This is a genomic window from Alkalihalobacillus sp. R86527 (genome assembly GCF_042466185.1).
GTDB lineage: Bacteria > Bacillota > Bacilli > Bacillales > Guptibacillaceae > Guptibacillus.
In genome coordinates, this window is record NZ_JAXHBW010000001.1 from 1,529,966 (window position 1) to 1,547,383 (window position 17,418).

20 protein-coding genes are annotated in these 17,418 nt (G+C 40.1%); all 20 read left to right on the plus strand.

Annotated elements, in window-relative coordinates:
* Positions 1 to 151 precede the first annotated feature (151 nt).
* The 20 genes from spoIIIAA to recN all read left to right on the plus strand — a co-directional run bounded on the left by spoIIIAA (position 152) and on the right by recN (position 17,324).
* The gene (gene spoIIIAA / locus SJY16_RS07815) at positions 152 to 1,087 is read left to right on the plus strand and encodes a stage III sporulation protein AA (RefSeq protein ID WP_377888555.1); all 936 of its coding nucleotides are present in this window, start codon (positions 152 to 154) and stop codon (positions 1,085 to 1,087) included.
* 1 nt (position 1,088) lies between these two features.
* Positions 1,089 to 1,601 carry a stage III sporulation protein SpoIIIAB gene (spoIIIAB, locus tag SJY16_RS07820; protein WP_377888556.1) on the plus strand — a complete coding sequence of 171 codons (513 nt, stop codon included), beginning with the start codon at positions 1,089 to 1,091 and terminating at the stop codon, positions 1,599 to 1,601.
* Positions 1,602 to 1,620: 19 nt separating this feature from the next.
* Positions 1,621 to 1,827 (plus strand): stage III sporulation protein AC, encoded by a 207-nt coding sequence (spoIIIAC, locus tag SJY16_RS07825; protein ID WP_224878330.1) that lies wholly within the window; start codon positions 1,621 to 1,623, stop codon positions 1,825 to 1,827.
* A 12-nt stretch (positions 1,828 to 1,839) separates the two neighbouring features.
* On the plus strand, positions 1,840 to 2,229 hold the full coding sequence (gene spoIIIAD, locus SJY16_RS07830) for a stage III sporulation protein AD (protein WP_377892121.1): 390 nt from the start codon (positions 1,840 to 1,842) through the stop codon (positions 2,227 to 2,229).
* Between the two features lie 19 nt (positions 2,230 to 2,248).
* Positions 2,249 to 3,445 carry a stage III sporulation protein AE gene (spoIIIAE, locus tag SJY16_RS07835; RefSeq protein WP_377888557.1) on the plus strand — a complete coding sequence of 399 codons (1,197 nt, stop codon included), beginning with the start codon at positions 2,249 to 2,251 and terminating at the stop codon, positions 3,443 to 3,445.
* Positions 3,446 to 3,458: 13 nt separating this feature from the next.
* Positions 3,459 to 4,058, plus strand: a complete 600-nt coding sequence (gene spoIIIAF / locus SJY16_RS07840; protein ID WP_377888558.1) for a stage III sporulation protein AF — start codon at positions 3,459 to 3,461, stop codon at positions 4,056 to 4,058.
* Between the two features lie 5 nt (positions 4,059 to 4,063).
* Positions 4,064 to 4,699, plus strand: coding sequence for a stage III sporulation protein AG (spoIIIAG, locus tag SJY16_RS07845; protein WP_377888559.1), 636 nt, complete (start codon positions 4,064 to 4,066; stop codon positions 4,697 to 4,699).
* Position 4,700: 1 nt separating this feature from the next.
* Positions 4,701 to 5,258, plus strand: coding sequence for a SpoIIIAH-like family protein (locus tag SJY16_RS07850; RefSeq protein WP_377888561.1), 558 nt, complete (start codon positions 4,701 to 4,703; stop codon positions 5,256 to 5,258).
* 353 nt (positions 5,259 to 5,611) lie between these two features.
* Entirely contained in the window at positions 5,612 to 6,097 is a 486-nt protein-coding gene (accB, locus tag SJY16_RS07855; protein ID WP_377888562.1) for an acetyl-CoA carboxylase biotin carboxyl carrier protein, read from the plus strand.
* A gap of 12 nt (positions 6,098 to 6,109) precedes the next feature.
* The gene (accC, locus tag SJY16_RS07860) at positions 6,110 to 7,477 is read left to right on the plus strand and encodes an acetyl-CoA carboxylase biotin carboxylase subunit (RefSeq protein WP_377888564.1); all 1,368 of its coding nucleotides are present in this window, start codon (positions 6,110 to 6,112) and stop codon (positions 7,475 to 7,477) included.
* 11 nt (positions 7,478 to 7,488) lie between these two features.
* Entirely contained in the window at positions 7,489 to 7,884 is a 396-nt protein-coding gene (locus SJY16_RS07865; protein ID WP_377888566.1) for an Asp23/Gls24 family envelope stress response protein, read from the plus strand.
* A gap of 129 nt (positions 7,885 to 8,013) precedes the next feature.
* On the plus strand, positions 8,014 to 8,397 hold the full coding sequence (gene nusB / locus SJY16_RS07870; protein WP_377888568.1) for a transcription antitermination factor NusB: 384 nt from the start codon (positions 8,014 to 8,016) through the stop codon (positions 8,395 to 8,397).
* A 29-nt stretch (positions 8,398 to 8,426) separates the two neighbouring features.
* On the plus strand, positions 8,427 to 9,785 hold the full coding sequence (gene xseA, locus SJY16_RS07875) for an exodeoxyribonuclease VII large subunit (protein ID WP_377888569.1): 1,359 nt from the start codon (positions 8,427 to 8,429) through the stop codon (positions 9,783 to 9,785).
* The gene (locus tag SJY16_RS07880; protein ID WP_377888571.1) at positions 9,772 to 10,023 is read left to right on the plus strand and encodes an exodeoxyribonuclease VII small subunit; all 252 of its coding nucleotides are present in this window, start codon (positions 9,772 to 9,774) and stop codon (positions 10,021 to 10,023) included. Before xseA ends, SJY16_RS07880 begins: the two co-directional genes overlap by 14 nt.
* Positions 10,020 to 10,901: a polyprenyl synthetase family protein gene (locus tag SJY16_RS07885; protein WP_377888572.1), complete on the plus strand. Its 882-nt coding sequence runs from the start codon at positions 10,020 to 10,022 to the stop codon at positions 10,899 to 10,901. Before SJY16_RS07880 ends, SJY16_RS07885 begins: the two co-directional genes overlap by 4 nt.
* A 757-nt stretch (positions 10,902 to 11,658) precedes the next feature.
* Positions 11,659 to 12,249, plus strand: coding sequence for a CNNM metal transporter family protein (locus tag SJY16_RS07890; protein ID WP_377888573.1), 591 nt, complete (start codon positions 11,659 to 11,661; stop codon positions 12,247 to 12,249).
* A gap of 38 nt (positions 12,250 to 12,287) precedes the next feature.
* Positions 12,288 to 14,180, plus strand: a complete 1,893-nt coding sequence (dxs, locus tag SJY16_RS07895; RefSeq protein ID WP_377888574.1) for a 1-deoxy-D-xylulose-5-phosphate synthase — start codon at positions 12,288 to 12,290, stop codon at positions 14,178 to 14,180.
* Between the two features lie 6 nt (positions 14,181 to 14,186).
* Positions 14,187 to 14,993 (plus strand): TlyA family RNA methyltransferase, encoded by an 807-nt coding sequence (locus tag SJY16_RS07900; protein ID WP_377888576.1) that lies wholly within the window; start codon positions 14,187 to 14,189, stop codon positions 14,991 to 14,993.
* A 159-nt stretch (positions 14,994 to 15,152) separates the two neighbouring features.
* A complete protein-coding gene (ahrC, locus tag SJY16_RS07905) occupies positions 15,153 to 15,602 on the plus strand; it encodes a transcriptional regulator AhrC/ArgR (protein ID WP_377888578.1) in 450 nt (149 codons plus the stop codon).
* Positions 15,603 to 15,629: 27 nt separating this feature from the next.
* Positions 15,630 to 17,324: a DNA repair protein RecN gene (gene recN, locus SJY16_RS07910; protein WP_377888580.1), complete on the plus strand. Its 1,695-nt coding sequence runs from the start codon at positions 15,630 to 15,632 to the stop codon at positions 17,322 to 17,324.
* Positions 17,325 to 17,418: the final 94 nt, after the last annotated feature.

Consider the following 17,418-nt stretch of genomic DNA (forward strand, 5'->3'; position numbering starts at 1 on the left):
TCCACTTCCTTTCAAGGCACAAGGTCATAGGTTACAAACATGTATTCTACCCCTTAATCTCGTTGGAAATTGTAGCTTGTCTGGTAAGACATAATTCATATTGTTCCGGAATACTAGTGTAAAGAGTACATGCTAGGAAAGGGGGACATTTATGGATGAAGTTTTACGTGTCCTACCCGAAGGAGTTAAAAATATTATAAAACGATATTCAAATGTGGAAAGAGGTGGGATTGAGGAAATTAGATTACGTATTAACAGACCGCTTGAAATTATCATCAACGGTAGCCCTCAGTTTCCTCAAGTAGACGGCAGAGAGTACTTTATTTCAAGAGACGATGCTTCGCAAATGACCAATAAACTGAGTCAATATTCTTTATATGCACTTGAGGAAGAGCTAAAAAAAGGGTTTGTCACTATACAGGGTGGCCATAGGGTTGGGCTAGCGGGGAAGGTGATTACATCGAATGGGAATGTGAAAGCAATTCGGGATATTGCCTCATTCAATGTAAGAATCGCAAAAGAAAAAATAGGAATTGCTACTCCGCTGTTATCTTACCTTTATTCAGGAGGGTGGATGAATACAGTGATCCTAGGTCCTCCCAATTCTGGTAAAACGACTTTGTTACGAGACCTTACGCGATTAATGGCTGAAGGAGATCCTAGAAGGCGAATTGCATCTTCAAAGGTAGGTATTATTGATGAAAGATCTGAAATTGCTGGGTGTGTTCATGGGGTACCTCAACATAATTTAGGAAAAAGGGTCGATATTCTTGATGCTTGCCCTAAAGCTGAAGGAATGATGATGATGATTCGCTCTATGAGCCCGGAAATTCTCATCGTTGATGAAATAGGAGGGTTAAAAGAGAGTGAAGCGATCATAGAAGCTGTAAACGCAGGTATACACCTTGTAGTTACCGTTCATGGCAATACAATTGAAGACCTATATAGGCGACCGAGCATACAGGAGCTTATTAAATCAGGTATGTTCAAGCGCATTGTTGAACTTTCTAGGTCCAAGGGACCTGGGACAGTTAAAGCAGTGAAAGATCATAAAGGAAACGAAATACGTCGTACGAAGGTGATCTAGCATGAAGCTACTCGGTGCAATATTAATTGTGTTAGCAAGTACCTGGGCTGGTGTGGAATGGTCCAGGACTGTAAGTGAACGGTCAAGGCAACTTAGAATGTTGAAGTCTGCTCTTCAGTCTTTAGAAGCAGAAATTGTATATGGAATGACCCCATTAAGCCTAGCTTGTGGTCATATTTGTAGACAAGTCGGTCATCCTGTCTCATGGTTTTTCGATTCCTTTCGAAAGAAACTCGAAGAAGGACATACAACGGCTTATGATGCGTGGATAAAGAGTATGGATGAAGTATGGAAGTATACAGCTTTCAAAACAGAAGAAAAAGAAATAATGAAGCAGCTTGGTGCAACGATTGGTCAACAAGATCGTGAGCATGAACAAAAGCAGCTTCAACTAGCTTTGATTCATCTAGAGAGAGAAGAACAAGAAGCGAGAAATAATCAAATGAAATATGAAAAGATGTTTAAGAGTTTGGGGTTTCTCGGAGGTGTTCTTCTCGTCATTCTATTGATTTAGTCACTGGGAGGATAAGCGGATGAATCATGATGTGAACAAAATATTTCAGATTGCTGGAATCGGCATTATAGTAGCGATGCTCCACACGATTTTAAAGCAGATGGGAAAAGAAGAATACGCGCAATGGGTAACATTAATAGGTTTTATTGTTGTTTTATATATGGTGATCACAATTATCGATGACCTATTTCAGAAAATCCGGGGAGTTTTTCTTTTCCAGGGGTAGGGGGTGTAGGCGATTGATATTGTACAAATAGTTGGAATAGGGTTGATCGCAACATTCCTCGCCATTGTTGTTAAAGAACAAAAGCCCGTTTTTGCTTTTACCATAACCGTTTTCACTGGTGCTATCATTTTTCTTTACCTTATAGGGGAAATTCAACATATTATTCAAATGTTAGAGGGGCTCGCTGCCAAGGCGAATATAGAGGTTATCTATGTTGAAACAGTCCTTAAGATTATAGGAATTGCTTATATTGCAGAATTTGGTGCGCAAATAACGCGAGATGCCGGTCAGGGAGCGATTGCCTCAAAAATCGAACTCGCTGGAAAATTGCTTATCATGGCAATGGCAATTCCTATTCTTAAGTTAATAATTGAAACAGTATTGCGGCTGTTACCGTCTTGAGTGGGAGGAGGAATAGGACATGCCTCATAAAAAAATGATGATGCTCTTGTTGTTTTTCCTCTGCTTTATTTTATATATCCCATCTGAATTGGCATCTGCTGATGAGGGTGAAAGTAAGCCAACGATGACTGACCAATTTGTAGACAAGCAGTTGAATTCTCTAGGCTTGCAAGAAATTCAAGCATACTGGAATGAAGTGCTTGACGAATACGGTGGTTTTCTCCCAGAAAGTCAAAAGGGTTCATTTTTAGAATTTGTGAAAGGAGAAAAACAACTTTCTCTTAAAGCTTACCTATTGGGTTTTGTTAAATTCCTGTTTCATGAATTATTAGTGCACGGTAAGTTGCTTGGCAGCTTAATATTACTAACGATATTCAGTATCTTACTTCAGAATATGCAAAATGCGTTTGAACATAAGGCAGTAAGTACTGTGGCATATTCGATCACGTATATGGTGCTAATCATTCTAGCATTGAATAGTTTTCATGTAGCGATTCAATATACCGAAACGGCCATAACGAATATGATGAGCTTCCTTCTAGCGCTCATTCCGCTCTTACTCGCTCTTATGGCATCAGTTGGTGGCGTAGCTTCTGTGGCTTTTTTTCATCCTATCGTGTTGTTTTTGGTGAATACTGGTGGATTATTAATCCAGAAATTTGTTCTCCCTCTGTTGTTTCTTTCAGCAGTGCTAGCGATCGTAAGCACAATTAGTGAACATTACAAAGTGACGCAGCTTTCTAATTTACTTAGAAATATAGCGATTGGTACGCTAGGTGTGTTTTTTGCCATATTCTTAGGGGTTATCTCTGTTCAAGGAGCAACGACAGCAGTAGCAGATGGTATAACGATTAGAACTGCCAAGTTTGTTACTGGTAACTTCATCCCAGTTGTGGGGAGGATGTTCACTGATGCAACCGATACGGTTTTGAGTGCATCAGTCTTATTGAAAAATACTGTTGGACTAGCCGGTGTAGTTATTCTTCTCATGCTTTGTGCGTTTCCGGCATTGAAAGTGCTTGCGCTAGCATTAATCTATAATATCGCAGCCGCAGTCATACAACCGTTAGGGGGAGGCCCTATGATCGAGGCTTTGAATGTCATTTCGAAGAGCGTTCTATTTATTTTCGCTGCTCTCTCAATCGTATCTCTCATGTTTTTCTTAGCTGTAACAATCATTATTGCTTCTGGAAACATCACTCTGATGGTTCGCTGAGGGGAGGGATTAGATGGATATTATTACAGGGTGGGTAACAAATATCATCTTGCTTATCCTGGTTGCAACTGTACTTGAATTGTTGTTGCCTAACTCCAGCATGCAAAGGTATGTCAAGATGGTGATCGGGCTTATGCTGATGGCGGTTATCCTCTCACCATTACTAACTATTTTCACGGAGGATTTTGACGCGATGCTGAGATCTGTTACGTTAAACGATTCGAGAACGGAAATTCAGATGGAAAATAGTATCGAAACAAAGAAAAGTGAAATACAAGCTTCTAACTCTGCATATATTGAAGAACAAATGGCTGTCCAATTGAAAAGTCAAGTTGAAAAGGAGTTGAGGGAACAGTTCAATTTAGAAATTAGCGGTTTATCGTTAGCTTTAGGTGAGGTAGAAGGTGAGAAAAATATTGATCAAATAGTAGTCAAAGTAAAAGAAGCGAATGGAGAAAATGTTGTAAGTGATATTGAAGCGGTATCTATATCGATATCGGATAGTGAGGAAATTGAGATCGATACAGATGCGAAAAAAGTGGCATATTTTCTAGCTGATGAATGGAAGCTTTATCCAAACCAGGTCGGAGTTGAGGTGGAGGGAGGGAAGTAGGATACATGGAAAGTAAATCAAACAGCTGGCTTGATCAGCTCAAAAAACCTAAAAAGAAAAAAGGAATGCCGCTTTTATATATTGTTATAGCAGTAGGGATAGGCGTACTCTTCATGTTTACTGAAAACTTCTTTGCATCTCCAGAACCTTCTAAAATGGTTTTATCGGATAAGGCAACTAGTGAAAGTGAAGCTGCATTCGCCCAAAAAGATTCAAACCCATCTACGATTTCAGAATATGAAAATCATTATGAAACTCAATTGAAGGAAGCGTTAGATGAGGTGAAAGGAGTATCGAACGCAACTGTTATCGTAAACCTGGATTCAACGGAAGAGAAAATAATAGAGAAAAACCGCACTTCTACAGATAAATATACTTATGAATCTCCAAATGAAGGTGGGTCTCGAAAGATTGAAGAACAATCAAGCGAAGAACAAGTTGTCGTGATTCAAGATGATAAGGGTCAAGGTCCTATAGTAGTATCAACTAGAAAACCAATCGTTCGTGGAGTGGTCGTAGTTGCTGAAGGAGCAGAAAGTGCCCAAACGAAGAAGATGATTGTGGACGCAGTAACAAGGTTGTTAGATGTGAAAAGCCATAGAGTTATGGTACTTCCGAAAAACCAAAAGGGGGATTCTTAATATGGTCTTAAAAAAGCAAACGGTCTGGTTGCTTACAATGCTAAGTTTGATTATTGTACTTTCTGCATATTATATCATGACACCAGGTTCAGAAAATGTAGCGTTTGTGGACGATCAAGAGCAAAGTGAAGCGTCTTCTGAAAAGGATAAAGCGAAAGAAACGAATGCAAATGAAGGCGATATGGTGACATCCAGCGTATCGAGTGAAGAAACTTTCGCGGCGCTAAGACTAGATATTCAGGAAGAACGTGACGCAGCAATAGAGGAATATACAGCAGTGATCGCAAGTGAAGCTTCAACAGATTTGAGGAATGAGGCACACGAAGAGCGTCAGGAGTTGCTCGCACTATCACAAAAGGAATCTGTATTAGAAAACTTGATAAAATCAGAAGGATACAATGATGCAATTGTCTATACACTCGCTGATAATAAAGTAAGAGTAATCGTTAAGGCAGATCAGCTTTCAAATGAAGAAGCTAATAACATCATGGTTTTGGCACAAGAACAATTAGGAAACCAACAACGAATTGCAGTTGAGTTCCAGCCAGTTGTAAAGTAAAGGGTACGAAAGGTGGAGGAGACTCCGCCTTTTTTTATTTGTAATGTTTTGACGCATTAATTTTTTTGGATTTTAGATAATGAAAACGATTACGTTATTTGTTACTCTTGTTAAGAGACTGTGTTAACTGGAGCAACTACCCACGCCGAGTTTGATATGTTATGATTAGTGGGCTTATGACCTGCTCATATAGAATGGTCTCAATTCATAGATTGTATTCTTTGCGATAAGTATAGGAAATACTAAAGGAAAGAATATCTATGGTATAATTAGTAGTAGACGGGGCGATATTCAAAGAGAATACCTCCTCATAATTAAAAACGATCGTAAATTAGAGATAGGGAGTGTAGAATTTGTTAAAAGTACAAGAAATTCGCGAATTAATTAAATTAATCGATGAATCAAGTATTGATGAATTCGAATATGAAAATGATGGTTCTAAAGTAGTCCTTAAGAAAAATGACGTCCAATACGCAGAAGCACCGCAAGTTCAGCAGCCTGTTGTTCAAGAAGCACCGGTTAAAGCTCCACAACCAGAAGCGAAGGCGCCAGTTAAGGAAGAATCAAAAGAAGAATCTGCCGAACCTCAGATTGATGAGTCATTACATAAAATTGAATCTCCTATGGTTGGAACTTTCTATGCTCGTCCTAATCCTGATACCGATGCATACGTGAACGTTGGAGAAAAAGTTTCTGAAGAAAGCATCGTATGCATTATTGAAGCTATGAAGCTCTTCAATGAAATCGAAGCAGAAGTTAAAGGGGAAATCGTTGAAGTACTCGTAGAGGACGGACAGCTGGTTGAGTATGGACAGCCTCTGTTCCTAGTAAAGGAATAAGGCGGTACCAATATGAAAATAAAAAAGATACTCGTTGCTAACCGAGGAGAAATTGCTGTTCGAATCATTCGTGCTTGTGAAGAGCTTGGTATCGAAACTGTAGCAGTTTACTCTCAGGCTGATAAGGAAGCATTACACGTTAGGCTCGCAGACGAAGCTTATTGCATAGGGCCAACTGCAGCTAAAGATAGCTATTTAAACTTTACAAATATTATGAGCATCGCCACTGTAACTGGTGTGGATGCGATCCATCCTGGTTATGGATTTCTTGCTGAAAATGCCGATTTTGCTGAACTTTGCCGTGAATGTAATATTACATTCGTGGGACCAAGTCCTGAAGCAATCAGTCAAATGGGTACCAAAGATGTAGCCCGAACAACTATGAAAGAAGCGGGAGTGCCTATTGTTCCGGGTTCTGAAGGTATCATTAAGGATGCAGATGAAGCCGTATCACTAGCTAATGAAATGGGATACCCCGTCATCATTAAAGCTACAGCAGGTGGTGGCGGTAAAGGGATTCGCATCGCGAAAGATGAAAAAGAACTAATAAAAGGCATCAATATCACTCAACAGGAAGCTTCAACTGCATTTGGTAACCCTGGTGTGTATATTGAAAAATTCATTGAGGATTTCCGTCATGTAGAGATTCAGGTATTAGCTGATAATCATGGAAATGCTGTTCACTTAGGTGAAAGAGACTGTTCTATTCAACGTCGTCTTCAGAAGCTTGTGGAAGAAACGCCTTCACCTGGACTAGATAGCCAGATCAGAGAAAAGATGGGGGATGCAGCTGTTAAAGCTGCAAAAGCAGTTGATTATTCCGGTGCAGGAACTGTTGAGTTTATTTTTGAGCCAACAGGGAATTTTTACTTTATGGAAATGAATACTAGAATTCAAGTTGAACATCCTGTTACAGAAATGGTGACTGGTGTTGATTTGATTAAAGAACAAATAAAAGTAGCTTCAAATGAAGAATTAGGGTTTGAACAAGAGGATGTTACGTTTAAAGGTTGGTCAATCGAATGTAGAATAAATGCAGAAGATCCCGATAAGAACTTCATGCCTTCTCCTGGTAATGTACACATGTATTTGCCACCAGGTGGATTTGGAGTCCGCGTTGATTCAGCCGTTTATCCTGGATACGATATCCTACCGTTTTATGACTCCATGGTTGCTAAACTCATAACGTACGGTGAAACGAGAGAAGAAGCGATCTCAAGAATGAAGCGTGCACTAGGTGAATTTGTGGTAGATGGTGTTAAAACAACCATTCCGTTCCATATGAGATTGATGAATCATGAGAAATTCGTTAGTGGCGATTTTAATACCAAGTTTCTTGAGAAGTATGACCTAACAGAAAAATCAACAAATTCTAAGTGAGGTGTTCGTAAATGAATGAAGTTCAATCTTTTGAAATGGAAGAGCACGATACAGGGCTTGGAAAAGTCGAAATTTCCCCGGAAGTCATTGAAGTCATCGGTAGTATCGCTGCATCTGAAGTGCATGGCGTGGCTGAGATGAGAGGCAATTTTGCTTCTGGTGTCGTGGAACGCTTTGGTAGAAAAGACCATCGCAAAGGAGTAAGGGTTGAGCTTGACGAGGATGGTATTATCCTTGATGCTTTTGTTGTCGTAAGCTATGGACTTTCTATTCCAGAAGTTTGTCAGCAAATTCAGGAGAATATTAGACAAGCTCTTCTTACGATGACTGCTCTCGAAATAAGCGCAGTTAATGTGAGTGTAGTCGGTATTACTTTTGATAAAAAAGAAACAGAAGATGAAGAATAAGCAGCGGGGAATTATTCCCCCTGCTTTTTTGTTTGTTAGATAGATTCACAATTGGAAAACCTGTATTTGTCTATTACAATATGCTATCATCTATTGGTATAGCAATATTAGCGTAAAAGGGGTATAGCAATGAAAAGAAGACACGCAAGAGAAAAGGCCATACAGGCATTGTTTCAAATAGATGTGACAGACACCGATCCTAAAGAGGCGCTGGAACACGTATTAAGCGATGGAGAAGGTGACGAGTTTTTATCTGAGCTTGTCTTTGGAACGCTTGAAAACCTAGAAGAAATCGATGAGAAAATCAAAAATAATCTAGTTAATTGGACTTTTAACAGAATTGGTAATGTCGACCGCTCCGTTTTAAGAATGGCTTGCTATGAAATGACTAGAGATGATATTCCAGTCAATGTAAGTCTGAATGAAGCTGTAGAACTTGCTAAGATGTTTGGCGGCGATGAGTCTGGCCGTTTTGTGAATGGCGTCTTATCTAAGATGATTCAAAAAGCCTAACAAGTTCCACGGTGGAAGGAGGGGGAATATTGGTAACCAATCGATATATTTCAGTCACGGCTCTTACTAGGCACGTCAAAAGAATGATTGACAATGAGCCAGCATTACAAGATGTCTGGCTACGAGGAGAACTTTCCAATGTGAAACTTCATAGTAGAGGGCATTTGTATTTTACTGTAAAAGACGACAAGTCTAGAGTGCAGTCAGTTATGTTTGCGGGCAATAATCGCCATATGAAATTCAAACCAGAGAATGGCATGAAAGTTCTGATAAGGGGAGAGGTTTCAGTTTTTGAACCTTATGGACAATATCAGTTATATGCTAGGGAGATGCAGCCTGATGGTATTGGGAATCTGTATCTGGCTTATGAAGAACTGAAGAAAAAATTAGAATTTGAAGGTTTGTTTTCAACTGAACGAAAGAAACAAATCCCTCGATACCCTAATGAAATAGGTGTCATTACTTCTCCCACTGGTGCTGCTATTCGAGATATTTTCACAACGATCAAACGCCGTTATCCTTCAGCAAGAATTACCGTTTTCCCAGTACTCGTTCAGGGCGTAAATGCAAAGGACTCTATTGTGAGAGCAATCGACATGGCGAATTCGATGAACATGATCGATGTTTTGATCGTAGGCCGCGGTGGAGGATCAATCGAAGAATTATGGGCTTTTAATGAGGAGGAAGTTGCGCGAAGTATTTCCGCTTCTGAAATCCCCATTATCTCTGCGGTAGGACATGAAACGGATTATACAATCTCTGACTTTGTGTCAGATTTAAGGGCCCCAACTCCCACTGGTGCTGCTGAATTAGCAGTTCCTAGTATGGTGGAATTAGAAGAACGTCTTAACCAAAGAATACATAGACTCGTTAGAGCAATAAAAGATAAGAAGCAAAATGAGCGAGAGCGTCTTTCGCGTCTACAAAAATCCTACGCATTTCGATATCCAAATCAGTTATTAGGTCAAAAAGAACAGGAACTTGATTTGCAGGTAGAACGGTTGCGTAAGACAATGAAAAGACAGATCGACTATACAAAAGAGCACGTGCAGCGAAATCATACCCAGCTTCTCAGAAAGCACCCTGAGCAATTGTTAAAGGACTCTGCAAAAGGCCTTGAAGATCTTCGGACATCTCTCTATAAAGAGATGAATCGTGTCGTTCAAGCAAAGCATAGAGATTTTGCTCATACTGCAAGTAAGTTAGATGCGCTTAGTCCGTTGAAAATTATGGAACGAGGCTACAGTCTTGCATATAGGGATGATGAGTTGGTGAAGTCCGTTAAACAGGTTCAACCTGGTGATGTCATCAAAGTTCAAATGACTGATGGAAAGATCGATGCTCACGTCTGGGGATTGGAGGAGAATGAATCATATGGAAAAGAATGAAGTAGAAAAATCTGAAAGCATAACGTTTGAAGAAGCGATGGAGAAACTAGAAAATATCGTTGGCTCTCTTGAAGAAGGAAACGTCCCACTTGAAAAGGCAATTTCGCTATTTCAAGAAGGCATGAACCTTTCAAACCTTTGTCATGATAAGCTGCAGTCTATTGAAGGAAAGATGGACCAGATTGTTGGCGAGAATGGAGAAATTAAACGGTTCTCGGTTCAGGAGGATGAGGCGTGACGGGAGACTTGAATACTTACATGAAAGAGAGTAAGAAATTAATCGATGATAAGTTGAAAGAATTCATCTCTCATTCAGAAATGCCTAAGGATTTGAAAGAAGCAATGCTCTACTCTGTAGATGCAGGTGGGAAGCGAATCCGCCCGATCCTTATGTTGGCAACAGCAGAAGCTTTTGGTGCTTCCAAAGAAAAGGCGTTTCATGCTGCGTGTGCCGTCGAAATGATCCATACATATTCATTAATTCATGATGATCTCCCTGCTATGGATGATGATGATTTAAGACGTGGAAAACCAACGAACCATAAAGTGTTTGGTGAAGCAACCGCAATATTGGCGGGGGATGCTTTGTTAACCCAGAGCTTTGAGGTTATTAGTAATTCTTCATTAAGAGATGATCAGAAAGTGACCTTAACAACCTTGATGGCGCGTGCAGCTGGTCCCAGTGGCATGGTTGGCGGTCAGATCGCTGATTTATCTGGAGAAGAACAAGCGTTAACTCTTGAAGAACTCGAATACATTCACCACCATAAAACAGGTAAACTTCTCGTCTTTTCTATACTTGCCGGTGCTGTTATAGGTGATGCTCATGAAGACCAACTAGCGCACTTGAGGCAGTTTGGGGAACATCTTGGTCTTGCTTTTCAGATAAGTGATGACATTTTAGATGTAGAGGGCGATCAAGAAAAGATTGGAAAACTGCCTGGCAGCGATGAAAGTAATAACAAGAGTACATATCCTAAGCTCCTCACTTTAACAGGTGCAAAAGAAAAGCTAGCAAGTCATTATGACGAGGCATTAATGCACTTAAATCAAGTTAGCGTGCATGATGAAAGATTACGTTCGCTTGCAACGTTCATCATCGAAAGAGATCATTAGAACAAAATTGAGAATATAGTGGTATTGTGATATAATAGAATTAGACTGAGTGGTGCAGTATTCTAGTCAGTCCGGCTATTCTGAAGGCGGGCCTAAAAATCCGCCATAGGGCACATCGATGAAGTTCCTGGTGTTGGCTTGAGTCGCCCAGACTTGGGTCGATGCTGGGAGTTAAGGTCGCAGGGCGATCCACAAAGGCATGTGGGCGTTGACCCTGCTTCCGCGGAGGCCTATTCTTGTAGCTTGTGCGGTTAACGTCGCCAGCTATGAAATGGGGTATGAACCTGTTTCAGTCGCCAGGGATGCGGCTGAACAGCGTAGCCTGCCTTGAGTGGAGCTAGAGGGGATTATGGTTTATTGATGAGGTATCGCTAGGCCAGCATACTTTATCTACCACCCATATGAAATCTGCTCTGCAAAAGAGGCTAGGAATTGACCAGGACTGTTGAGGAAAACTCCTAGACTGTTCCGAGTGACACTTAAAGGGGATTATAGTGCGGACTAAGTGGTAATCCAGTCTAGCGAATGGTGACACGCTAAGACGGATATAAAGGGAAACCGCCTGAACGGCGACGTTCGGGTATCCGTTTGGGAAAACCTACTGGACCTAAGCCGCAGTCTTTACTCTTTAAGTGACCACTCTGCGATACATAACGACAAGGTTGTTCACTTGACAGGAATGAGGGAGTCGGACTTCCTCGTTTATCACCTGTTATGTTGAACACCTCTTTTTATTTCATATACACAAGGAGTACAGATGAAAGCTTCGATATCAAAGTCCATAAACTGGAGTTTAGCGATTGCCGTTATCACACTTGTGTTAGCGGCTATTTTTTCAATTATATCAACAGCAGTTCTAAGTGGTCTTACTTGGGCACTTGGAATGGTTGTGGTTCTTCTAATCGTTCTTATAGGTATATTTTTTGATACAATAGGAGTAGCATCTACCGCTGCTAACGAAGTTCCGTTTCATGCAATGGCAGCAGAACGATTAACTGGAGCAAAGCATGCTATATTCGTGACTCGAAATGCTGACCGTGTTGCAAGTTTTTGTAATGATGTGATCGGGGACATTTCGGGTATCATAAGTGGTACCGCTGCAGCTTCCGTAGTGGTTCAGTTAACACTTCAACTTGGACACGATGAGGGATCTTTGTTTCAATATATAGTATCAGTGGTTTTCACGAGTGTAGTTGCTGCGTTGACAGTGGGAGGTAAAGCCCTCGGTAAAACGGTTGCTATTCATTTCTCTACTGAAATCATCTTTCAAGTAGGACGATTCTTATACTTTATTGAAAAAACCTTCAAAATTAAGATGGTTGGTAAACAAAAAAAGAAGAAAAAGTAGCAAGCGTAAATCGAAATATAGAAGGGGAGGACATTCCCATGGATTTAGAAAAAATTGAGAATCCGAAATTTTTAAAAAAATACAATGTTGAACAAATGACAGGGCTAGCTGAGGATGTTAGGGAATTCTTAATAAATAAGCTTTCAGTAACCGGCGGGCATTTAGGACCAAACCTAGGTGTTGTTGAGCTCACGATTGTTTTACACAAAGTATTTGACAGCCCGAAGGATAAATTTATTTGGGATGTTGGACACCAAGCGTATGTTCATAAAATATTAACAGGTAGAAGCACTCAGTTCGACACGCTGAGGAAGTATAAAGGACTATGTGGTTTCCCTAAACGTAATGAAAGTGAGCATGATGTTTGGGAAACTGGACATAGTTCTACTTCTCTTTCTGCTGCTATGGGAATGGCCGCTGCCCGTGATATAAAAGGAACAGACGAAAGCGTCGTGGCGATCATTGGTGACGGTGCGCTAACAGGTGGAATGGCACTTGAAGCACTTAATCATATTGGCCATGAGCAAAAAGACATGCTTGTCATCTTAAATGATAATGAAATGTCGATCGCACCAAACGTAGGGGCACTTCATAACGTTTTGGGAAGAATGAGAACTGCTGGTAAATATCATAAAGCAAAAGAAGAGTTAGAATACTTACTGAAAAGAATTCCAGCGTTTGGTGGAGCGTTGGCTTCCACTGCTGAACGTGTTAAAGATGCGATGAAATATTTATTGGTCTCAGGAATCTTCTTCGAAGAACTAGGATTTACGTATCTTGGACCAGTTGATGGGCACGATGTTGATGCATTAATGGAAAATATTAAATATGCAAAGAAGACAAAAGGGCCAGTAATTGTTCACGTTTTGACTAAGAAAGGGAAGGGGTATCACCCTGCAGAAAACGATCAAATCGGAACATGGCATGGTGTGAGTCCATATAAGATCGAAGCCGGTGAGCAAATTAAGCCAAAAGCAGCTGCACCAGGTTATAGCAAGGTAGTTAGTGAAACGGTTCGTAAATTAGCTGAAAAAGACGACCGCATATCTGTCATTACTCCTGCAATGACGGTTGGTTCTAAGTGGGAAGCATTTGAAAATCAATTCCCGGACCGTTTATTTGATGTGGGGATTGCGGAGCAACACGCTACTACGATGGCAGCTGGTCTTGCTACACAAGATTTAAAACCGGTACTTTCGATTTATTCCACGTTCTTGCAGCGAGCTTATGATCAATTAGTCCATGATGTGTGCCGCCAAAACTTAAATGTACTGATTGCAATTGACCGATCTGGACTCGTAGGAGCTGACGGTGAAACTCACCAAGGAGTATTCGATATTTCTTTCCTTCGTCACCTTCCAAACATGGTATTGATGATGGCGAAAGATGAGAATGAACTCCAGAATATGGTTTACACAGGCTATAAATACAATAGTGGTCCAATTGCGATTCGCTATCCCCGTGGAAACGGTATAGGGGTTACAATGGATAAGGAATTGAAAGAAATTCCGATAGGTTCATGGGAAGTTATACGTGATGGCTCAGATGTTGCGCTTCTTTCCTTTGGTCCTACGCTTCAAGAATTATTAAAAGCAGCAGAAAAATTAGAGCAAGAAGGCATTTCTGCAAGAGTGATCAATGCGCGTTTTATCAAACCACTTGATGAGAAAATGATGTCTGAACTGATTCAAGAGGGTATTCCTATGTTGACTGTTGAAGAAGCAATTTTGCAAGGTGGTTTCGGTAGTGCGGTCTTAGAATATTTGAACGATAGTGGTTTTCAACACGGTGCGATCCAACGGATGGGGATTCCTGATACGTATATTGAACACGGAAGTGTTGGAGAGTTGTTGAAAGAAATAGGTTTGACTGCAGAAGATATCGCAGAAAAAGCAAAAAAAATGCTACCAGCAAAGCAAAAGAGGGCATAGATTAACATGGCGAAAAAAGAAAGGCTAGATGTGCTCCTTGTAAATCGAGGACTAATCGACACGAGAGAGAAAGCGAAAAGAGCAATCATGGCGGGTTTAGTATATTCTGAATCCGAAAGGTTGGATAAGCCTGGAGTAAAAGTTAACGATGATATCGTTTTATATGTTAAAGGCGATACGCTACGGTATGTAGGCCGTGGTGGGCTTAAGCTAGAGAAAGCAATCGAGACTTTTGGGTTGGAGTTAGAGAACAAAGTGATCCTTGATATTGGCTCTTCAACAGGCGGTTTTACTGACTGCGCGCTTCAAAATGGCGCTTCAACTGTATATGCTCTTGACGTTGGTTACAATCAGCTGGCATGGAAGCTTCGTGTCGATGACAGAGTAATTGTTATGGAAAGAACGAATTTCCGTTATTGCACGAAAGATGATTTCAAAAATGGATTACCAGATCTTGCTACCATCGATGTCTCTTTCATTTCTTTAAAGATTATTCTCCCAGTCTTGAAGAGCATCTTCGAAACGAGTGGGGAAGTCATTGCACTTGTTAAACCTCAATTTGAGGCTGGAAGAGACGACGTAGGGAAAAAGGGCATTGTACGAGACAAGAAGGTTCACCAGAGAGTTCTGGATAACATGATAGAATTTGCTACTGAAATAGGCTATCAAGTAAAAGGCCTTTCCTTCTCTCCTATTACAGGTGGGGAAGGTAATATTGAATTTCTTCTACATCTTGGCTGGCAACAGGTCCAAGAAGGAGAGGAAACAATTAGTGTACTTGAAGTGGTCGATCAAGCTCACAGTCAACTTTGAAGGATACATACGTGTATCCTTTTTTTAATCTATGTAGGCAAACAATAGGTAAGAAAATACGTGCGTTTTGATTGAATATTTATGTATGCCTATACAAAAAGAGGATAGGGCTATATAATAAGGCTGTTATTACATATGTGTATTTTTGGAGGGTTTTAGATGAATAAAGGACAACGCCATATAAAAATACGAGAACTTATAGCCAATCAAGACGTCGAAACTCAGGATGAGTTAGTTTATTGTTTAAAGAGCGCGGGGTTTAATGTGACTCAGGCAACTGTATCAAGAGATATAAAAGAACTTCATCTTGTAAAGGTACCCACAATAGATGGAAGATATAAATACAGTCTCCCTGCAGACCAGCGCTTCAATCCTCTTCAGAAATTGAAAAGAACATTAACGGATGCTTTTATCAGTATTGATGATGCTGATCATCTAATCGTCATGAAAACTTTACCAGGCAATGCAAATGCTATCGGTGCATTGATTGATAACTTGGATTGGGAAGAGATAATGGGGAACATCAGTGGGGATGACACGATCTTGATCATTTGTAAGAAACCTGAACAAGCCTCAATGATTTCTCAGCGCTTTATTGATATGTTGTAATACGATGATCTTTGAAGGTGGGAGAATATGTTAGCCGAATTATCCATTCGCAATTTTGCGATTATTGAAGCGGTGACTGTATCGTTTGACCGTGGCCTAACTGTGCTTACTGGAGAAACTGGAGCAGGAAAATCAATCATAATTGATGCGATAGGCTTACTTGTTGGTGGTCGTGGCTCAGCCGAATTCGTGCGATATGGCACAAAGAAAGCAGAAATTGAAGGGCTGTTCCATATAGACGAAAACCATCCATCGATACAAAAGTTAGAAGACGTTGGAATTGAAGTGTTAGATGATATGGTTGTGTTACGGAGAGATATATCGAGTTCGGGGAAAAGTATTTGTCGAGTGAATGGCAAGCTTGTTACGCTTGGAATCTTAAGAGAGATTGGGCAATCATTGATTGATATTCATGGCCAGCATGAACATCAAGATCTTATGCAACCTGATAAATATCTTTCCTTACTCGATAACTTTGGAGAACGATCTATAGGTCCAGCTTTAGAGGAGTATCGAGATATTTACAGTCGATATAAGAAGCTTCGCGAACAGCTAAAACACTTAACTGAAAATGAGCAGCAGATGGCTCAAAGACTCGATTTAATCCAATATCAACTTGAAGAAATTTCTAAAGCGGAATTAATTCCTAATGAAGATGAAGATTTAATGGAGGAAAAGCTTCGACTTGGAAATTTCGAGAAATTGTTTGGGGCTCTTCAAGATGTTTATCATTCACTTCAAGGTGATAATAAGGGACTAGATTGGTTGGGATTAGCGATGTCTCAACTCGAATCAGTTTCTGACCTTGATGATGAATTAAAAGGTTATCATGAAGAAGTAGCGAATCAATTTTATTTGCTTGAAGAAACCCTAGGTAAAATTAACTCGTATCGAGATCAGCTTGAATTTGATCCAACAAGATTGGATTTCGTTGAAGAACGATTGAATGAAATTCAGGGGTTAAAAAGAAAGTATGGAGAATCAGTAGAAGAAATTCTTGAATACGCTGCTTCAATCGAAGATGAAGTTGATAAGTTGACGCATAGTGAAGACCGCATTGAAGAGCTAGAAAGTAATATAGCTGGTATTGCAGCAGATTTAAAAGTCGAAGCGGATAATTTAACAAAGTTAAGAAAGCAAATAGCAAAGAAACTTGTAGAGTCCATACATGAGGAGTTACAGGATCTTTACATGGAAAAAACAGAATTTGCTATTCATTTTAATCAGTCATCAAAAGTAAGGGAAGAATTCCATAAATCAGGTAAAGATGATATTGACTTTATGATATCTACAAACCCTGGAGAACCATTAAAACAACTTTCAAAGACCGCTTCTGGTGGTGAACTATCGAGAATTATGCTTGCTCTTAAATCCATTTTCTCAAAGCATCAAGGGATAACATCGATAATCTTTGATGAAGTTGATACCGGAGTAAGTGGAAGGGTTGCACAGGCAATGGCGGAAAAAATTCAACGGCTTTCCTCAGGTTCTCAAGTTTTAGTAATCACGCACCTTCCTCAAGTAGCCGCAATGGCTGATCATCATTTATATATATCCAAAGAAGAAAATGGAGAAGGAAGAACGAAGACGAGCGTTGGAAAATTAAGTACAGAAGAGAAAATTGAAGAACTTGGAAGAATGATTTCAGGTGCTGAAATGACTGAGTTAACAAAGAAACATGCACAAGAATTATTATTACAAGCAGATCAAATAAAAACATAAGATGAAATGCTATCCAACTTAGGATAGCATTTTCATTTTTCTCAGTTATAATAACCGCCATGAAAGGCAAAATTATAAGTACAGCCATGTTGGA